The sequence below is a fragment of the Inquilinus sp. KBS0705 genome (assembly GCA_005938025.2).
Taxonomy (GTDB): Bacteria; Bacteroidota; Bacteroidia; order Sphingobacteriales; family Sphingobacteriaceae; genus Mucilaginibacter.
Window position 1 is genome coordinate 1,420,470 of sequence record VCCI02000001.1, and the last position, 18,973, is coordinate 1,439,442.

General features: G+C 42.8%; 14 protein-coding genes. 1 reads left to right on the top strand and 13 read right to left on the bottom strand.

Features of this window, described 5'->3' with window-relative positions:
- Position 1: 1 nt before the first annotated feature.
- The 13 genes from FFF34_006295 to clpB form a co-directional block, all read right to left on the bottom strand.
- Positions 2-289, bottom strand: coding sequence for a hypothetical protein (locus FFF34_006295; GenBank protein TSD67006.1), 288 nt, complete (start codon positions 287-289; stop codon positions 2-4).
- Positions 290-312: 23 nt separating this feature from the next.
- Complete coding sequence (locus tag FFF34_006300; protein TSD67007.1) at positions 313-1,035, bottom strand: hypothetical protein; 723 nt, start codon at positions 1,033-1,035, stop codon at positions 313-315.
- Positions 1,036-1,052: 17 nt separating this feature from the next.
- The gene (locus tag FFF34_006305) at positions 1,053-3,365 is read right to left on the bottom strand and encodes a family 20 glycosylhydrolase (protein ID TSD67008.1); all 2,313 of its coding nucleotides are present in this window, start codon (positions 3,363-3,365) and stop codon (positions 1,053-1,055) included.
- A 263-nt stretch (positions 3,366-3,628) separates the two neighbouring features.
- Positions 3,629-4,585: a thioredoxin-disulfide reductase gene (gene trxB / locus FFF34_006310; protein ID TSD67009.1), complete on the bottom strand. Its 957-nt coding sequence runs from the start codon at positions 4,583-4,585 to the stop codon at positions 3,629-3,631.
- 73 nt (positions 4,586-4,658) lie between these two features.
- On the bottom strand, positions 4,659-5,612 hold the full coding sequence (locus FFF34_006315) for a hypothetical protein (GenBank protein ID TSD67010.1): 954 nt from the start codon (positions 5,610-5,612) through the stop codon (positions 4,659-4,661).
- Between the two features lies 1 nt (position 5,613).
- Complete coding sequence (locus tag FFF34_006320; protein ID TSD67011.1) at positions 5,614-6,789, bottom strand: membrane dipeptidase; 1,176 nt, start codon at positions 6,787-6,789, stop codon at positions 5,614-5,616.
- 164 nt (positions 6,790-6,953) lie between these two features.
- Positions 6,954-8,582, bottom strand: coding sequence for an acyl-CoA carboxylase subunit beta (locus tag FFF34_006325; protein TSD67012.1), 1,629 nt, complete (start codon positions 8,580-8,582; stop codon positions 6,954-6,956).
- Between the two features lie 261 nt (positions 8,583-8,843).
- The gene (locus FFF34_006330; protein ID TSD67013.1) at positions 8,844-9,428 is read right to left on the bottom strand and encodes a TIGR00730 family Rossman fold protein; all 585 of its coding nucleotides are present in this window, start codon (positions 9,426-9,428) and stop codon (positions 8,844-8,846) included.
- An 88-nt stretch (positions 9,429-9,516) separates the two neighbouring features.
- Positions 9,517-10,986 (bottom strand): IMP dehydrogenase, encoded by a 1,470-nt coding sequence (guaB, locus tag FFF34_006335; GenBank protein ID TSD67014.1) that lies wholly within the window; start codon positions 10,984-10,986, stop codon positions 9,517-9,519.
- A 175-nt stretch (positions 10,987-11,161) separates the two neighbouring features.
- Positions 11,162-12,439: an insulinase family protein gene (locus FFF34_006340; GenBank protein TSD67015.1), complete on the bottom strand. Its 1,278-nt coding sequence runs from the start codon at positions 12,437-12,439 to the stop codon at positions 11,162-11,164.
- Positions 12,440-12,441: 2 nt separating this feature from the next.
- Positions 12,442-13,683, bottom strand: a complete 1,242-nt coding sequence (locus tag FFF34_006345) for an insulinase family protein (protein ID TSD67016.1) — start codon at positions 13,681-13,683, stop codon at positions 12,442-12,444.
- 339 nt (positions 13,684-14,022) lie between these two features.
- A complete protein-coding gene (locus FFF34_006350) occupies positions 14,023-14,367 on the bottom strand; it encodes a glycosyltransferase family 1 protein (GenBank protein ID TSD67017.1) in 345 nt (114 codons plus the stop codon).
- Positions 14,368-14,623: 256 nt separating this feature from the next.
- Positions 14,624-17,236 carry an ATP-dependent chaperone ClpB gene (gene clpB, locus FFF34_006355; protein ID TSD67018.1) on the bottom strand — a complete coding sequence of 871 codons (2,613 nt, stop codon included), beginning with the start codon at positions 17,234-17,236 and terminating at the stop codon, positions 14,624-14,626.
- A 198-nt stretch (positions 17,237-17,434) separates the two neighbouring features.
- Between clpB and FFF34_006360 the strand changes: the two genes are divergently transcribed.
- On the top strand, positions 17,435-18,766 hold the full coding sequence (locus tag FFF34_006360) for a HAMP domain-containing histidine kinase (GenBank protein TSD67019.1): 1,332 nt from the start codon (positions 17,435-17,437) through the stop codon (positions 18,764-18,766).
- The last annotated feature ends 207 nt before the right edge of the window (positions 18,767-18,973 follow it).

Sequence of the window (18,973 nt, forward strand, 5' to 3'; positions counted from 1 at the left end):
ATCAACCCTCAATAGTGTTGATTAGTATAGCTAAGCCTGCTTTAACTTTAAGCTTGATAAGCGCCAGTTCATTTGCCGACAGGTCAGTTCGCAGTTCTTCTTCGTTAATGTTGGCAAACCTTTCTAACAGTTGATCTATATTCAGGTCTTGCTCAACGTTAAGGCGTTCGCCATCAAGCTCCAGCAACACAAATAAACCAGATAAGCGTGCATAATAGTTTTCCTGGCTTAAACCATCCAATGTATAGTATTCTTGTTTAAGCCTGTCTAAAAAGTTTGTTAGTATCATATCGCTCAAATTACCTGCTGCACTTATCTGCGGTGGCGGCGCTTTTTCTTTTTAGGCGCACTCGCTGTACTTTTCTTTTTTGGTTCGGCTTGTTTAACTTCCTGCTTGACAACTGGTTCGGCAGCAATAACCGAATCTTTACTTAATTGCTGCACGGTAAAGCTGTTGCCGCGCAAACCATATTCCAATTGGCGTTTTGCACCGGTTGGTTTGGCGGTTTTTGTGTTGCCGTCAAATATCGGGAACTCCCTTATCAGCTTGCCATCCTTTATATAAAAGTTATCATCGCCTCGGTAACCCTTTTTTTGCGATGAAGTTAGTTTCGGAAAATCAAGCTTATTGGCCTGGTTATCATTAAACTCAAAGGCATATATCTTGGTGTAATTAATAGTGTCTTTCCCCTCCGATTGTATCAATATCTCGGGATTGCCGTCTGTATCCATATCGGCATTATATACATCGGTAATGTGCCCATCCAGGTTGCCGGTGGTTGTGGTGTATTTTCGGTCTGCCGAGTCGGAATGTAGTATGGCAAACGAGCCTACCGTGTCAGCCCCTCTGCCCCAGCTTACTATATCGTAAGTTTGGCCCGGCGCAACCTCAATATCTTTATGATATCTAAAAGGCTCCATCAATGCCGGCTTTTTACTAATAACCGGTATATCCTGCGGCTTTTTATCATCGTTGGCACAGCTTGCCAATACTAAGCAAGCAGCCGATAACAGTAAACACTTTTTAACATACATATATTTTAATGCATTAATTAATTGTACATCATATCGGGCGATAACTCTCCCTTAGGCTTACCCGGGATGGTCATAAAAACGCGCAGGCTGCTGTTGGTTGGCATGGCATCAACATATTTGATAGTAATACGATGATAGCCGCGTTGCAAAGGTATGGCGCCGCCTTCTTCAAAGCTGCCGTGCCTTCCATCATTATCAACAACGGGTACATCATCCACATACAGTACCGACCCATTGTTTGATTGTGTAGAGAAGCCGTAGTTGCCATCAGCATCTACACGCAGGTAACCGGTAAACACCACACCATATTTACCAAAAGCCTTTTTAAAGGCGCTGGTAGCCGTGCTAAAACTTTTTGCTATGCCGGTATCAATTACGGCAGCCGGGTTAATCTGAGTGGTGTTTACGTAGCTTCCGGCCGATACCTGATACTTCATACCCATGCTTGTACCGTTAAAAGTTACAGGTGCCAAAGGCGCTTTGTTATAAACCACCATTTTACTTACCGAACTGCGCTTACCCGACGGGGTAATTACAATGGTTTGCAACTCGCGGTATTGATCAATTGGTACATTATACGTAATGGGTTTAGTGTATGGCATATCCGTTTCGCGTGGGGTGTAGCCATCTATAGTATAAAATATGGTTGCGCCATTAACCGGTGCTTTTAAGTTAACCGTTAATTGCGTACCTATCATGGTAGTATCAATTGCGCCTATAGCCTGCGGTACGTGGTAGTTGTAACCGTTTTTATCCAGCCAGGCATAATGGTAAGGCAGGCGGGTTTCGTTAAAGTCTTTAAAATTCTTATTAGCCAAAGGCGACCATGCCACCTCTGATAAGGCCAGCATACGCGGTAGCAGCATAAACTCTACTTTGGCCTCGGTTGGTATGTATTCCGTCCACAGATTCGCTTGCACGCCTAATATATGCTTTTGCTGATCGGGTGTTAAAGCTGCCGGTGTTGGGTTATAACTGTAAATTTTTGATACAGGCTCGTTACCGCCAATGCTTAAAGGCTCCTGGTTTAGTTTGCCCTGGCCATGGTCAATATACAAGCCATTGCTTCCTGGGGTCATTACCACATCGTGGTTTTGCTGGGCAGCCGCAATACCACCGGCTTCGCCTCTCCAACTCATTACAGTTGCGTTTGGTGCAAGCCCGCCTTCTAGTATCTCGTCCCAGCCTATTATGCTGCGGCCTTTGCTGTTCACAAACTTCTCCATACGCTGTATAAAGTAGCTTTGCAGGCCATGTTCGTCTTTCAGTTTTAGGCGTTTTATCATATCCTGGCAAAACTTAGAGTTTTTCCAAACCACTTTTGGCGCTTCATCGCCGCCTATGTGGATGTATTTGCTCGGAAACAAGTCCATCACCTCGGTTAAAACTTCCTGTAAAAAGGTAAATGTTTTTTCGTTAGGACAAAGAATGTTATTAAACACACCCCATGTCTCGGCCGTTTTGTATTGCATGCTTGGGTCGCAACTCAGTTCGGGGTATGCCGCCAGTACAGCCTGCGAGTGGCCCGGCATTTCTATTTCGGGCACTATGTTAATGTATCGCGCAGCGGCATATTTTACTACATCGCGTATCTGATCCTGGGTGTAAAAGCCACCGTAAGGGGTATTATCAAATTGCTGCGGCGTACGGTCGCGGTAGTTACCAATAACTGTTTGGGCGCGCATACTGGCTATTTGGGTTAGCTTAGGATATTTCTTTATCTCGATGCGCCAGCCCTGGTCTTCGGTTAAATGCCAGTGAAAATTATTTAGTTTGTAAGCAGCCATCAGGTCGATGTATCGTTTTACAAACTCTACCGAAAAAAAGTGGCGACCAACATCAAGCATCAATCCCCTGTAGCCAAAGCGTGGGTAATCTTCAATCTGCACACAAGGCAGTTTGGCGGTGGCGGCCCTATCGGCAGGCATTAATTGTATAAGGGTTTGTATACCATAAAACAGGCCCGCGCCTTTACCTGCTACGGTAATTTGCTGCGGCGTAATGGTTAAGCGGTAACCTTCGGCAGGTAAATTTTCGGTACCGGTTGAGGTGAGGTAAATTACGTTTGATGTTGCGCTGGTGTTGCGTAAGCCTACCTGCTTGTTGTAGGCCATATTATCGGCTAAAAACGAAGAGAAGAATACAACAGCCTTATTGTTAGGTGTATCAGCCTGTACTTTGGTTTCCTGGCTTAATATAAACTCACCGGTTAACTTTTTAACAGATACGGGTGCCGGAATGATACCGGCGTATGGGTCGGTGTTTTGGGCTTTTATAAGTGTTGAACAAATAACAAATGCAAATAGCAGTGCAATGGCCTTATTATACATAGTAAAAACAATCAGGTTAATATTAGAAGTGGTGAATTTAGCATATTTTAAAAAAAACGCACTATAATCACTTAAAAATTACACAAACAGAAACAAAAAAGCTGCTTTCTTGCAAGAAAGCAGCTTTTTAAATTATTTTAATTAGGTAATGTTAGAGGTTTGAGGTTAGGTATTAGAGGTTAGAAATTTTTTAATCTCCAGTCTCTGATTGCAGGTTAAAATTAGCATACCCTAACCTCTGGCCTCCAGTCTCTAATTACCAATTACGCCGTTACAACATGCTCTTTAGCAGCTAAATAACGCTCGGCATCTATAGCGGCCATACAGCCTGTGCCTGCAGCGGTCACCGCCTGCCTGTAAATATGATCCTGCGCATCGCCGCAGCAAAATACGCCCTCAACATTGGTTTCTGTTGATCCGGGCCTGGTTTTTATATAACCGGTCTCATCCATGTGTATCCAGTCGGTAAAAATTTCGGTATTGGGTTTGTGCCCAATGGCTACAAAAAAGCCGGTAACATCTAAAACACGCTCCTGCTGGCTTTGGTTATTTAACACCTTAACAGCGTTTACGCTTTGGCCGTCGCCCATAATTTCAAGGGTTTCGGTATTATACAGTATCTCTATGTTGGCCGTGTTTAATACACGGTGTACCATTGCTTTTGAGGCGCGGAACTCGTCGCGGCGAACGATCATGTACACTTTGCGGCAAAGCTTGGCTAAATAAGTGGCTTCTTCGGCAGCGGTATCGCCCGCGCCTACTATAGCTACATCCTGGCCCTTAAAAAAGAAACCATCACAAACGGCACAAGCAGATACGCCAAAGCCGCTATATTTTTGTTCAGACTCCAAACCCAGCCATTTTGCCGATGCACCGGTTGAAATGATAACCGTATCTGCCAGTATAGTTTTGTTTTCGTCAACCACTACTTTATGCGGCAGCGACGAAAAATCAACCGAACTTACGTAGCCGAAACGGATATCGGTACCTAAACGCTCGGCCTGTTTGCGAAAATCTTCCATCATCTCGGGGCCCATTATACCATCAGGATAACCGGGAAAGTTCTCTACATCAGTAGTTTGTGTAAGCTGCCCGCCGGCCAGCATACCTGTATACATTACAGGCTTAAGGTCGGCACGCGAAGCGTAAATGGCCGCAGTGTAACCCGCCGGGCCCGAACCTATGATCAAACATTTAACGTGTTCAGTATCTTGTGACATTACAATTTTTATAAGATGCGAATTTAATAAATATGCCGCTAAATAGCGTCAGTGTGGAGTAAAAGATTGGTTGTTAATAATAAGGATCTGTGATCTGACCGTCATGTGTTAAACGGATTTTAATTTTTGAATTAATGAGAATAACATGATACACAATTTCCTGGCTAATATAACTCCCATCTTGTCTAAATGGTCTCCAATTTGGGGCGGCAAGTAAAGCATCTGTAATTGCTTTATCAACAGGATCACTTAACTTCCTAATGATTTTCGGCCGTTTTATTTTACCCTTTTTATCTACCGTAAAATTTACAACTACAACTCCATCAATACCGTTTGCAATACGAGAACTAATAGCTTGATTTAGATATTTTGTAAAATCATAGTCAGGTCCACCGTTGATAACAATGTTGTGTAAAATAGCAACCTGTAGTCTTTTAACGGCTGGAGAACTATTGTCTAATTGATCAACCTTTTGATTGTTTTTATAAGTAATAGCATTAATGGTTTTGCCGTATTGAATAAACCACTCTCCTTCTTTTAAATCGTTTATATATTGTCCCCTTTCTATAGATTCACCTTCTCTGCCATATCGCTCATAAAGTCCATTAAACTTTCCATTTTCATAGGTATACATAAAATTTTTAACTCCATCGTTATAAAAATACATCCATGGCCCCGATCGTACGCCATTTAAATAGTAGCCTGTACTATGTAAATACCTAAATAACTTATGGGACGAAGAATCAGTATTAAATTGAAGGTCATATCCATAAAAAACAAACTTGCCATGTGGTATCTTTAATTTATCGTCTTTGTAAGTACCCACACTCAACGCGTCGCCACGCTTATTATAGATTTTTCCTGCCCAAGCCGAATCTCCTTCTAACTTTTGCGCTATGGCATAAAAATGGGATTTTGTAGAATCATTTATAACATTTCTATTTGTATCTAAAAAAAGCTTTAATGTTTGCGATTTGGCATTTAAGCAAACAAGTATAACAATAAATAAAGCAATAAGTCTTTTCATACTACTTCCCCTTATTAGCCTTGAGCACTCTTATAAAATTACCACCTAATATTTTATCAATATCCTTTTCGCTGTACCCAATCTTTAACAGCTCTGCGGTTATTTTGGGGTAGTCGGTAACACTGTCAAGCCCTAAAGGGTACGATTCGGCACCGTCAAAATCCGAGCCGATGCCTACATGGTCAGCGCCTATCAGCTTTACCATATAGTCGATGTGTTTTATCAGCATGCTTAGGGGCGGGCGCATCAGGTCGGCTTCTTCTTTATATAAGGTGTTCAGGCGTATACTGGCCAGGTCCTCGTCATTATATATTTTGTATAACGAGTCGAGTTCCGGTTTATGCTTTGCCAAAAACACCTCGTTTTTGGCGTTGTAAGTACTATCAATAAAGCCACTGTAAAAATTCAAAAACACTACACCGCCGTTTTGGGCAATGGCCTTTAGCTGGTAGTCTTTTAAGTTGCGCCTGTGCGGGTTTAAGGCATAAACACAGCTATGCGATGCAATAACCGGCTTAGTGGTAATTGACATTACATCGGCAAAGGTTTTTTCGCCGGGGTGCGACAGGTCTATCATCACCCCTAATTGGTTTAACCTGATCACTACCTGCTTGCCAAAATCTGTTAAGCCCTTTTGGGGTAACGAGTCGCCTTTTAAGGTTTCATCGCGGGCAGATGTTGCCCAATCGGTACTGTTGTTCCAGGTAAGGGTAAGGTAAGCCATGCCACGTTTGGCAAGGCTATCAATATAATCCAGCCTGTCCTCTATCATGTGGCCGCCTTCTACCCCTATCATGGCGGCCAGCTTTTGCTCTTTTACCGTTTTTTGCAAGTCGGCCGCTGTGCGTACCAGTGTAATTTTATCCGGGTATCTTTTAATAAGCGCGTAAAGCGAATCTATCTCGCGGTTAGCAAATGCGTAAGCATCGTTTTTACCATGCTGCTCGCCGCACCAAACGGAGAATACCTGCACATCAAGCCCTCCCTGTTTAGCACGAGGCAAATCAAAGTTGCCTACTGTTTGCTGTTTACCCAGATCAAGTTTTGTAATCAACTCGTTAGACAAGGCATCGTTATGCGTATCAACCAGTATAGCCCTTTGGTGTATCTTATCAGCATTTTGCGCCGAAGCATAGGTAACAAGTAGCAGTAGTAATGGCAGCAGCAGATTTTTCATATGTGGAAGATAGAAAATGTATGGGAGATTAGAAAATGGAGTGGATTTACTCCGTGCGTCATTGCGAGGCACGAAGGAATCTCTACACAGGACAAACCGCTGTGCAGGCGGTCATAAATAGTCGTGAGATTGCTTTGTACCTCGCAATGACGTGGTGGTTACGCCTAAGTTTGTATCACCCCCACATTAAACGCCCGCTCAATAGGCGCGTGATTAGCCGCCTCAATACCCATGGATATTACCTTACGGGTTTCAAGCGGGTCGATGATGCCATCTACCCATAGTCTTGCTGCTGCATAATATGGGGTGGTTTGGGTGTTATAACGGTCGGTGGTTTGTTTAAGCAGTTCGGCTTCCTTTTGTTCGTCCACCTCCTCGCCTTTGGCTTTTAAACCTGCCGACTGCATTTGCACCAATACCTTAGCCGCCTGCGAGCCGCCCATTACGGCGATCTTGGCAGATGGCCAGGCGTATATCAGTCTTGGGTCGTAGGCCTTGCCGCACATAGCATAATTGCCCGCGCCGTAAGAGTTGCCTATCACGATGGTAAACTTTGGCACCACCGAATTGGCAACTGCATTCACCATCTTAGCGCCATCCTTAATAATGCCACCATGCTCGCTGCGGCTGCCAACCATAAAGCCGGTAACATCCTGCAAAAACACCAGCGGTATCTTCTTCTGGTTACAGTTCATGATAAAGCGGGTAGCCTTATCGGCCGAGTCGGAATAGATAACCCCACCAAATTGCATCTCGCCTTTTTTTGATTTAACCACCTTGCGCTGGTTAGCCACAATGCCCACCGCCCAGCCATCAATACGGCCAAGGCCGCAAATAATGGTCTGGCCAAACCCTGCTTTGTATTCCTCAAATTCCGAATCGTCCAGCAGGCGCAGGATGATCTCGTTCATATCATAGGGCTTTTCGCGGTTATCGGGCAGTATACCGTATATGTCTTCTTGTTTTAGTTTAGGGGCTGATGCTTTGATACGGTCGAACCCGGCTTTGTTATAATCGCCCACCTTATCCATAATATTACGGATAGAATCAAGGCAAGCCTTATCATTAGGGTGTTTGTAATCAGTTACCCCCGATATTTCGCATTGTGTAGTTGCGCCGCCAAGTGTTTCGTTATCCACATCCTCGCCAATAGCCGATTTTACGAGGTAAGAGCCCGCCAAAAACACCGAACCGGTTCCTTCTACGATCATCGCCTCGTCGCTCATTATCGGCAAGTAGGCCCCACCCGCCACACACGAACCCATAATAGCAGCTATCTGTATGATTCCCAAGCTGCTCATCATCGCGTTATTACGAAAGATGCGGCCAAAGTGCTCCTTATCGGGAAATATCTCGTCTTGCAAGGGCAGGTACACCCCTGCCGAGTCTACCAGGTAGATGATAGGTAAGCGGTTCTCCATCGCTATCTCCTGGGCGCGCAGGTTTTTCTTAGCCGTTATCGGGAACCAGGCACCGGCCTTAACGGTAGCATCATTAGCCACCACTACGCATTGCCTGCCGCTTACATAGCCAATACCACATACTACACCACCACTTGGGCAGCCGCCATGTTCGGCATACATGCCATCGCCGGTAAAGGCGCCAACCTCCAGCCAGGGCTTGTCTTTATCTAACAGGTAAGCTATACGCTCGCGGGCAAGCAGCTTGCCTTTTTCGTGTTGTTTGGCTGCGGCCTTTTCGCCGCCGCCCTGGTATATTTTTTTGAGGCGCGTGTTAAATTCGTAAACAAGTTGTTTGTTAACATCCTCGTTTTTATTAAAGTCGATGTCCATTGGTGCGATGTTAATTGGTGATGTAATTTTAGGAAAATTTATCAGGAATATGGCAGGCACCTATTGTTTATATGGTTAATTATGTTATATTAGTTAACCACCCCGAACGAAAAAAAACGAATTATAACGAATTAAAACGAAAAATATGGAATTCGTTAAGTATAGGTCGACAAAAATAAACAAGTAATAAATTCGAATTGAAAAAAGCGTATTCGGCAAAAACTGCTTGATACTTAAAACGCAAAAAGGTGACCTTTAAAATTAAGTCAAATTCCGGTCGCGGAACCAAACCTCGTCAGGCTTAATTTGGATGTTATCCATCAAATTGATCAATTCAATTGGGTTGGCCGAGGTAAGAACCAGCTCCCGATTGGCGGGCTTAAGGTAGCGCTGTTGTACCATAACATCCAATTGCTGTAGCAGCAGGTCATAAAAGCCGCCTACATTTAATACCCCTACAGGATGGTTATGAAGGCCTAATTGCAGCCAGGTAAGTACCTCAAAAAACTCCTCTAAGGTACCTAAACCTCCGGGCAGCATAATGATGGCATCGCTCAGGTCGTTCATCATTTGCTTACGCTGGTGCATATTATCTACTACATGTAATTCGGTTAAGCCATTGTGGCCCACCTCCTTATCTATCAGGAATTTTGGTATTACACCAATTGCTCTCCCGCCTTTGCTAAGTACCGCATCGGCTATAAGGCCCATTACACCCACTTTACCGCCACCATAAACCAAGGCAATACCACGGCTCACCATTACCTGCGCAAGTTGGTTAATAGCCTCTTTTAAAGCAGGGTCGCCGTTATAATTAGCCCCGCAGAAGATACAGATGCTTCGCATATTATTGGTAAATGGTTATAATGTATTAAAGCAAAATCAGGTTGATTGACAGTCATTTAACTATTCAATCAACCTGATCAACTACCTACTAACGTGTATAATTCGGTGCTTCTTTAGTTATAGTAATATCGTGAGGGTGGCTTTCGCGCATGCCTGCTGCGGTTATACGTACAAATTTGGCTTTTTGCAGGTCTTCGATGCTGGCGGCACCACAGTAGTGCATACCGGCACGTAAACCACCTATATATTGGTACACCACTTCGGCCATGTTGCCTTTAAACGGCACACGGCCAACAATACCCTCGGGTACAAGCTTGGTTACCACATCAGTCTCATCCTGAAAATAGCGGTCTTTTGACCCCTTTGCCATGGCCTCAATAGAACCCATTCCGCGGTATGATTTAAACTTACGGCCCTCATATATAATGGTTTCGCCTGGTGACTCCTCTACCCCTGCAAATAACGATCCGGCCATAATTGAGCTTGCTCCGGCTGCAATAGCTTTTACCATATCGCCGGTTTGTTTTATACCACCGTCGGCTATTACAGGTATACCACGGCCTTCAAGGGCCTTAGCACACTCATAAACAGCATATAACTGGGGTACACCCACACCTGCAATAATACGGGTGGTGCATATCGATCCGGGGCCTATACCTACTTTAACGGCATCCGCACCTGCATCAGCAAGGGCAATGGCAGCATCGGCAGTTGCTATATTGCCGGCAATCACCTGTAAATCAGGATAAAGACTTTTAACGGCTTTAACCATATCAATCACCCCTTTTGAGTGGCCATGCGCGGTATCAACCGTAACCACATCAACACCGGCATTAACCAGCGCAGTAACACGGTCTATGTTATCTGCAGCTACGCCAACAGCGGCACCTACACGTAAGCGCCCAAACTCATCCTTACAGGCATTAGGGAAGTTTTTTACTTTCTGAATATCTTTATAGGTAATTAAGCCTACCAGTTTACCATCCTTGTTTACAACCGGCAGCTTCTCGATCTTATTGCTTTGCAGTATAGCAGCAGCCTCCAGTAAGGTTGTACCCTGTGGTGCCACAACCAGGTTCTCCTTGGTCATTACATCCCTCACCGCCACCGTCATATCCTTTTGAAAACGCAGATCTCGGTTGGTGATGATACCTTTCAGCTTGTGCTCAGCATCAATTACCGGTATACCACCAATACTGTTTTCCTTCATTATATTAAATGCATCGGCTAATAACGCATCTTCCAGTAATGTAACTGGGTCTTGTATCATACCGCTTTCAGAGCGCTTTACCTTGCGTACTTCGTCGGCTTGTGCCTGTATGGTCATATTTTTGTGCAGCATACCTATACCACCGGCCTGGGCAAGGGCAATAGCCAAACCAGCCTCTGTTACGGTATCCATAGCGGCAGAAATAATAGGAATGTTTAAGCGGATTTTCTTAGTTAAAAACGTGCTGGTGTTAACCTCGCGCGGTAATACTTCAGAATATGCGGGGAGTAATAGTACGTCGTCATAGGTTAATCCTTCGGCGACAAATTTGGATGGGTCTAACTGCATAGCAAATAATTATTTGGAGTTATTATTTGCCGGACAAAGATAGATTTTTATTTCGGATTTTGGAATTGAGATTTCGGATTTATGCAATCCTGACAATGGAGTGATTATAGGCGTTTATTTCGCGATTCCAGGCTTTACAAACATCCCGGAATCGCAAAACTTACGTGTTCGCAGATCAAACCTTCCCTACTACAACTTTATAAAAGCTATCAAAATCGAAGTATTTGTTAGCCAATTGCTGTATATCTACAGATGTAATAGTTTTAACAGTTTGGGTATAGCGGTCGTAATAGTCATAATCAAGACCAGAAAAATACAGGTTTTTGAATTTGTCGGCATGCGAAAACACATTCTCCAGGCTACCTAAAAGCGAACCCAACATGTAGTTACGCACAAGTGATAACTCTTCATCAGGTACAGTTTCGTCCTTTAAGCGGTTTACTTCTTTTTCAATTTCTGTTATGGCGGCTTTACATACATCTGCACCAACTTCTGATGCGATAAAAAACGCTCCTGTATGCTTAAAAGAAGACATACCCGACCCGATACCATAGGTATAACCCTTATCCTCGCGTATGTTGGCCATTAATCGCGAGCCAAAATAACCGCCTAAAATGGTATTAAGTACCTGCATAGCCGGGAAATCGGGGTGCGTACGGTTAAAAAGCGGGGTGCCTATGCGTATAGCTGATTGCAACGCGTCCGGCTTGTTGGTATACAAAAATCGCTCTGCCGATGGTTCTAACGAGGGTTGGGTAATATCAAATGAAGAGGCTTTAGCTCCCCACTCCCCCTCAAATGTTTGGGTTACAGCTTCCAATATTTCCGGATCGGCCTTACCGGCTATTATTACCGTACAGTTTGCCGGCTGGTACATTTCTTTAAAATGCGCAAGCAAATCCTGCTGTGTTAAACTTTTAAAATCTCCGGGCTCGGCACCTAATCCGTATATTGTGTCGCCGTAAAGTGCCTTGTTAAAGTTACGGCGGGCAACAAAATCGTTCTTTTGTAAACTGACCTGTAGTTTTTGCTGCTGGTTACGCACAAACGTATCCAGCTCCTTTTGCGGAAATATCGAATCGGTTAAGATATCCTTAATAACCGGCAGCGTTTTATACAAGTGTTTGGTTAAGCTATATAAGGTAACCTGCGACTGGTCGTAGCTATAATCTACCTGTAAAAAAGCGCCATAAAAGTCTATTTTATCAGCAATTTGGGCAGCGGTTAATGTGCCGGTGCCCTCGGTAAGCATGGTGTTTGCAGCAACATTTAACAGCGGTTTTACGGGGTTAAAGCGTATATTGCTAAATATCCACTCAATACGCACCAAATCTTGCCCCCCTGAGTTAAACGAGAATATTTTACAACCGTTTTGCAGTTGCGATTTAGCGGGTTTTATCAGGTTTATATTTTCTACGCCGTTAAATTCAGGCGCTTGCTTTCTATCTAACATCTTTAATTCTTTTCTGACAGGTAAATCAGTGTGGATGAATTCTCTTTTCTAAATAACTTATTGGCCTGCTCTTTTATTTCGGCAGCGGTAACAGCTAAAAACTTATCAATTTCGTGGTTAAAGGTTTCAGCATCACCCATCAATTCGTAAAATGCCAGGTTCATCGCCTTATCCAATAAAGACATTTCTGAGAACACCAAGGTTGACTCGGTTTTGTTCTTCACTTTGGTTAGCTCTTCATCAGGTACCTCTTCGGCCTTCATCTTTTCCAGTTGCTCCCACAGTGCAGCCTCAGCTTTATCAATGCTTATACCTTCCAGGGGCTTACCCTCCAGTACAAACATGCCTTTATCAAGGCTGCCGGTAATATAGGCATGCACTTCGCTAAATAAGGGCTGGTCTTTCACCAGGCTTTTATATAAACGGGATGAGTTTCCTCTGGACAAGATATCAGACATCAACTCGACACTGTAATAGCTATCATCTAAACGCCCCTCCATTTGGAATGCGATATAAACATCGTTTAACGGCACTTTAGCCGATGTACTCTCGCGGCGTTCTTCATTTTGCACATCCTCTTGCGGTAAGTTACGATGATACTTTTCACCTGCAGGTATTGGCCCAAACCATTTTTCAGCTAGCTGTTTTACCTGCTCAAGCTTCACATCGCCTCCCACCACCATTATGGCATTTTGCGGGTTATAATGCTTTTTAAAAAAGGCTTTTACATCCTCCATCTTAGCATCTTCGATATGCTTAATGGTTTTACCTATAGTTGCCCACCGATACGGATGCTTTTTATAAACCATTGGCCTTAGCTTTAACCAAACATCGCCGTAGGGCTGGTTTAGGTAACGCTGCTTAAACTCCTCTATCACCACGCTACGCTGCGTCTCCAGGCTTTTTTTATTAAAAGCAAGGCTTAGCATCCTGTCGCTCTCCAGCCAAAAGGCCGTTTCTAAATTAGCGGAAGGCAGGGTGATGTAATAGTTGGTAATGTCGTTACTGGTAAAAGCGTTGTTTTCGCCACCAACACGTTGCAGCGGGCTATCATAATCAGGCACGTTCACCGACCCGCCAAACATTAAATGCTCAAATAAATGCGCAAAGCCGGTTTGTTCGGGGTTTTCGTCGCGGGCACCAACATCATATAAAACATTGAGCACAGCCATCGGTGTAGTATTATCTTCGTGAACAATTGCCCTAAGGCCATTATCCAATGTAAATCGGTTGAATTTAACCATGTAAATCAATAATTAAACGGACGACAAATGTATAATTTTTGTTGAGGTTGTACGAGATTTAAGATTTGAGGAGCTTTTGGCCTATTAATTACTTTAATGTAGCATTGACCTTACCTTACAAGATAAATAGTATCATCTAAAGACAGACCCTAAGTTAGGGAGCAGTAAAGGTCTTTACTGCTAAAAACTATTTAACTTAGGGCATAGGCTATTAAATAGTCGAAGAATTAGAAAAATTAGTTGCTGCAATAGTGGTCCATCGGTTCAATCTGTTGGAAAATGGCTTTTAAAAAGTTTGCAATAGGCAGCCTAATAAACTAACTGCCTATGCCAACTTATCTATTCAGACGGCCTGTCGGCACCGTGCAGATTATCGCTCACCTGATGGTGATGCAGTTTAGCGGCGATAGCCGACGAACTGTCATCTGCGTAAGTACCAAAAGCGTTTATCAAAATCCCTTTTAAATTATACTTAGTAGAGCTAATAGCATAGACAATTGACATATCTGACGGATTGCTTTGCCCTTCGAAACGATAAAACTCATCTATTTCAAAGTCTTCTGCAGCCATATGTATATCCTGAGATTTATCGTCTATGGTATCACCTTCAAGGCTTAAGTTAGCTGTATATCCCCTTTTAGTAAGGTCGTTAGTAGCATCTACTAATGTTTCAAAATTTTTCATGATAGTGTAGTTTATATTTTGCGATATAGTTTATCAAGTGTTAAACCCCAAAGTAGCATATGTTGTTTTGGCCGATAGCAGTAAATACAAAGTAAAAAGTAAAAATTCTCATTATTTCATGATGGATAAGTCACTAATTAAGAATGAGAGATTACCAAGGCTTCTTCCACCTTTAATTAACCATGTACCGCTTTACCGAAAATAAAACAAATAAAAAGGCCCCAATGGGGCCTTTTTACATAACATAAAATTGCGCTTATTTAGTTTCCGGTTTATCACCAGTATTCATAAATACAAAGTTATTATCAAACATATCCAGCTTTATCTTACTGTCTCTATCCACTTTCCCCGCCAGTATTTGTTTAGATAATTCGTTCAAAATTTTCTTTTGGATCACACGTTTTAGTGGCCTGGCGCCAAACTGCGGGTCGTAACCTAATTGTGCCAGCCAGTCTAATGCTTCATCAGATGCTTCTATGCTTACCCCCATTTCGGCAAGGGTATTTTGCACTTGTTTAAACTGTAGCTTAACAATATCAGTTATCTCGTCGCGGCTAAGCGGAGTAAACATTATAATCTCGTCTATCCTGTTCAAAAACTCGGGCCTGATAGTAGCACGCAGCAAGGTAAACAGGTCATTTTTTGTTTTAGCGGTAATGGTATCCCTGTTTGCATCCTCCATATCCTGGAAGTTTTCCTGGATAATGTTAGAGCCAATATTAGATGTCATGATGATAATAGTGTTCTTAAAATTCACTACACGGCCCTTATTATCAGTCAAGTGGCCATCATCAAGCACCTGTAACAATATGTTAAACACATCTGGATGCGCTTTCTCTATTTCGTCAAGCAAAACCACACTGTAGGGTTTGCGTCTAACAGCCTCGGTTAATTGACCGCCTTCGTCATAGCCTACATATCCCGGAGGAGCACCTATTAACCTTGATACCGAATGGCGTTCCTGGTACTCGCTCATATCTATACGCACAAGCGAATTTTCATCATTAAATAGATATTCAGCCAAAGCTTTAGCCAACTCTGTTTTACCTACACCTGTGGTTCCTAAGAAAATGAATGAACCTATAGGTTTACGTTTATCCTGTAAACCTGCACGACTGCGGCGTATAGCATCGCTAATGGCCTCTATGGCTTCCTGTTGCCCGGCAACGCGTTTATGCAGTTCATCTTCCAGATTAAGCAATTTTTCGCGCTCGCTTTGTATCATTTTGCTAACAGGTATGCCTGTCCAGCGGCTTACAACACCTGCAATATCATCGGCAGTAACTTCCTCCTTCAGCATACGGCTATCCTGCTGATTTTCTAACAACGCAGCTTTTAGTTTTTCAACCTCTGCCTGTGCTTCAACAATAGTTCCGTAACGCAATTCGGCTACTTTTCCGTAATCACCGGCACGCTCCGCTTGTTCGGCTTCCTGTTTGTAATTTTCTATTTGCTCAACCTTCTGGTTAATGCCATCTACAAGATCCTTTTCCCCTCTCCATTTAGCACGAAGCGAGTCCCGCTCTGCAGACAGGTCAGCGATCTCTTTGCTTAGCTCTTTTATTTTGGCGTCATCTTTTTCGCGTTTAATGGCTTCGCGCTCTATTTCAAGCTGCATAATGCTGCGCTCCAACACGTCAACCGCCTCTGGTACAGAGTCCATCTCTAAACGTAGTTTTGAGGCAGCCTCGTCCATTAGATCTATCGCCTTGTCAGGTAAAAACCTATCTGATATGTAGCGTTGCGACATTTCAACCGATGCTATAATAGCTTCGTCTTTTATCCTCACTTTATGGTGGGCCTCATAACGCTCTTTCAACCCGCGAAGGATGGATATGGCATCGGCGGTATCCGGTTCATCAACCATTACCTTTTGAAAACGACGCTCAAGGGCTTTATCCTTTTCTACATATTTCTGATATTCATTCAATGTAGTTGCACCAATGGCTCGTAATTCGCCACGGGCAAGTGCTGGTTTTAATATGTTTGCGGCATCCATAGCGCCTTCGCCACCACCTGCACCAACAAGGGTGTGTATCTCGTCGATAAATAAAACTATCTCGCCATCGCTTTGGATAACCTCTTTTATCACGGCTTTCAGGCGTTCTTCAAATTCACCTTTATATTTGGCACCTGCAATAAGTGCACCCATATCTAACGAGTAAACTGTTTTAGTTTTCAGGCTTTCGGGCACATCACCTTTAATAATTCGAAAAGCAATACCTTCGGCAATAGCTGTTTTACCTACACCCGGCTCACCAACCAATATAGGGTTGTTTTTAGTACGGCGCGATAATATTTGTATCACCCTCCTTATCTCTTCGTCCCTGCCTATAACAGGGTCAAGCTTACCACTTTCGGCATACTCGTTTAAGTTGCGGGCATATTTATTTAAAGCATTGTAGGTAGCTTCGGCATTTTGGTCGGTCACCTTATTATCGCCACGCAGGCTTACGATAGCTTTTTTTAGGTCTTTTTCGTTAACACCAGCGTCTTTTAATGCGCCCGATGTTTTATCGCTGCCAGCTAAAATACCAAGCAATATATGCTCTACAGATACAAATTCGTCCTTAAATTCCTTTAGAAAGGATTGCGCTTTTTGCAAAGCAGTATTTGTACCCGATGATAGGTAAACGTCGCTCCCGCTTACTTTTGGGAAAGATGCTATTTGCTCATCCAATATAGTATTTAACCTGTTAAGGTTAACGTTAAGTTTTTTTAACAGGTACGATATAACGTTCTCATCAACCAATAATAACCCTTTCAGCATATGCGCTGGCTCAATGGCTTGCTGCTGGTTACCGGTTGCAATTTCGGAAGCCTTTTGAACAGCTTCCTGGGCTTTAATGGTAAAATTGTTAAAATTCATAGTACAATATCATCCTCAAAACCGTTGCCACAACCTGATTTATGAAGAAATGACATTGAAAATTAAATTTACCCGACAAATTGTCAAGAAACAGCTATATACAAAGCCATATCATTAACAACTAATGGGAATTATACTACTTTTATACCATGAAAAAATATTTTTAATATTTTTTGACTACCCTTACATAATTAAACGTTGGATACTCACTTTTTCACATCATTAGCGCCTAAATACAGGATTGCCTATCGTAATTACTACACTTATCAAAACCTGACAAGTGTGCGTACGGCAAGCTTTATATTTTTAACGCTGAATTTGATTATCCGAATCTTTTATCATGTATTCCCCGAGAGTTTGACCAAAGCGCAAAACTTCCCGGAATTTAACTTTATCAACTGGATTTTCATTATAATAACCCCCTTTTTTTACTTGTTTAGCCACTTACTGGTGCAGCAAATGAAGAAAACCAAACGTGCCAGCGCATCTATGGCTTTGTTTGTTTTTGTGTTTGCCATATACATTATTGTATGCGGCATGTATAGCAGCTTTATATCAACATCCGACCCAAGCAACGCCTTAACTTTATACCTTATAGCACTGAGTATCATTAGCTTCCTGTTTGTATTTGAGTATTACGAAACGATAATTCTATTAATAGGCATCGAGGCGCTTTTTACGGTGTTGCTGTTTCATGCACAGTCCGGACCTACGGAAATGACTCATAATCAGCTTATTTCGGCAATATTGTTGTGTGGCTTTTATTTAACATCAAGGTATTTCTTTTCCTATAAAGCCAGCTACTACGGGCAAATAGTAGAAATCAGGCTGAAGAATGCTGAGATCGAGAAAGCCAATACCTTTAAAAACCAGGTTTTAGGCACCGTGGCGCACGATTTACGCAATCCAATAGCAGCGGTTGAGTCGTTAGCGATGATGATGGAACTGGAGGATATTGACGAAGAAACACAGGAAAACCTAACCATGATGCGGGAATCATGTGTGAAGGCACGTACCATTATAGACGACTTGCTTGATGCTGCCCGTAACGAGAACGCCAACACCCTCGACACCAAAAAAACCGAGTTAAATAAACTACTACAAGGCATTGTAAACACCTGGAAAATACAACAGGGCGGCAATAGCAACGTGCTGTTAATCAGTAATATAAAGACTGTTTACGCGCAAATAAACCACGAGAAATTCCCTAGGGTGATTGATAACCTTATCAGTAACGCGCTCAAATTCTCTAAGGAGACCGACAAGGTAGAAGTGCACCTTAACCGCGAGAAAAACAACATTGTTATACAGGTAAAAGACCATGGTTTAGGTATGCCTAAGGATATGATAACCAAGCTATTCGAGCGGTTTTCGGGTGCCGGACGTACTGGTTTAAAGGGCGAGCAGTCTACCGGTATAGGGCTAAGTATTGTTAAGGAAATTGTTGAAAGCCACGGCGGTAAAATTACAGCAGACAGTGTGGAAGGCAAGGGCAGCACCTTTACAATTGTATTACCGCAGGCAGATTAATTATTGCTTTATACTTTCCACACCCCGCTATTAATTATTCCACTTTTTTGTTGCTTACACAGGGATTTTTTTCACTTTTTTCGCTACCCTGCACTCACTAATATAAAATTATTTTTCAATTAAAAAAGTGAAAACAGCAGGTTGGTTATTTAATTTCAAAAAACGAGTCACAAAAAAACTAAAATTCCGATCGCCGAAAAATTGCAG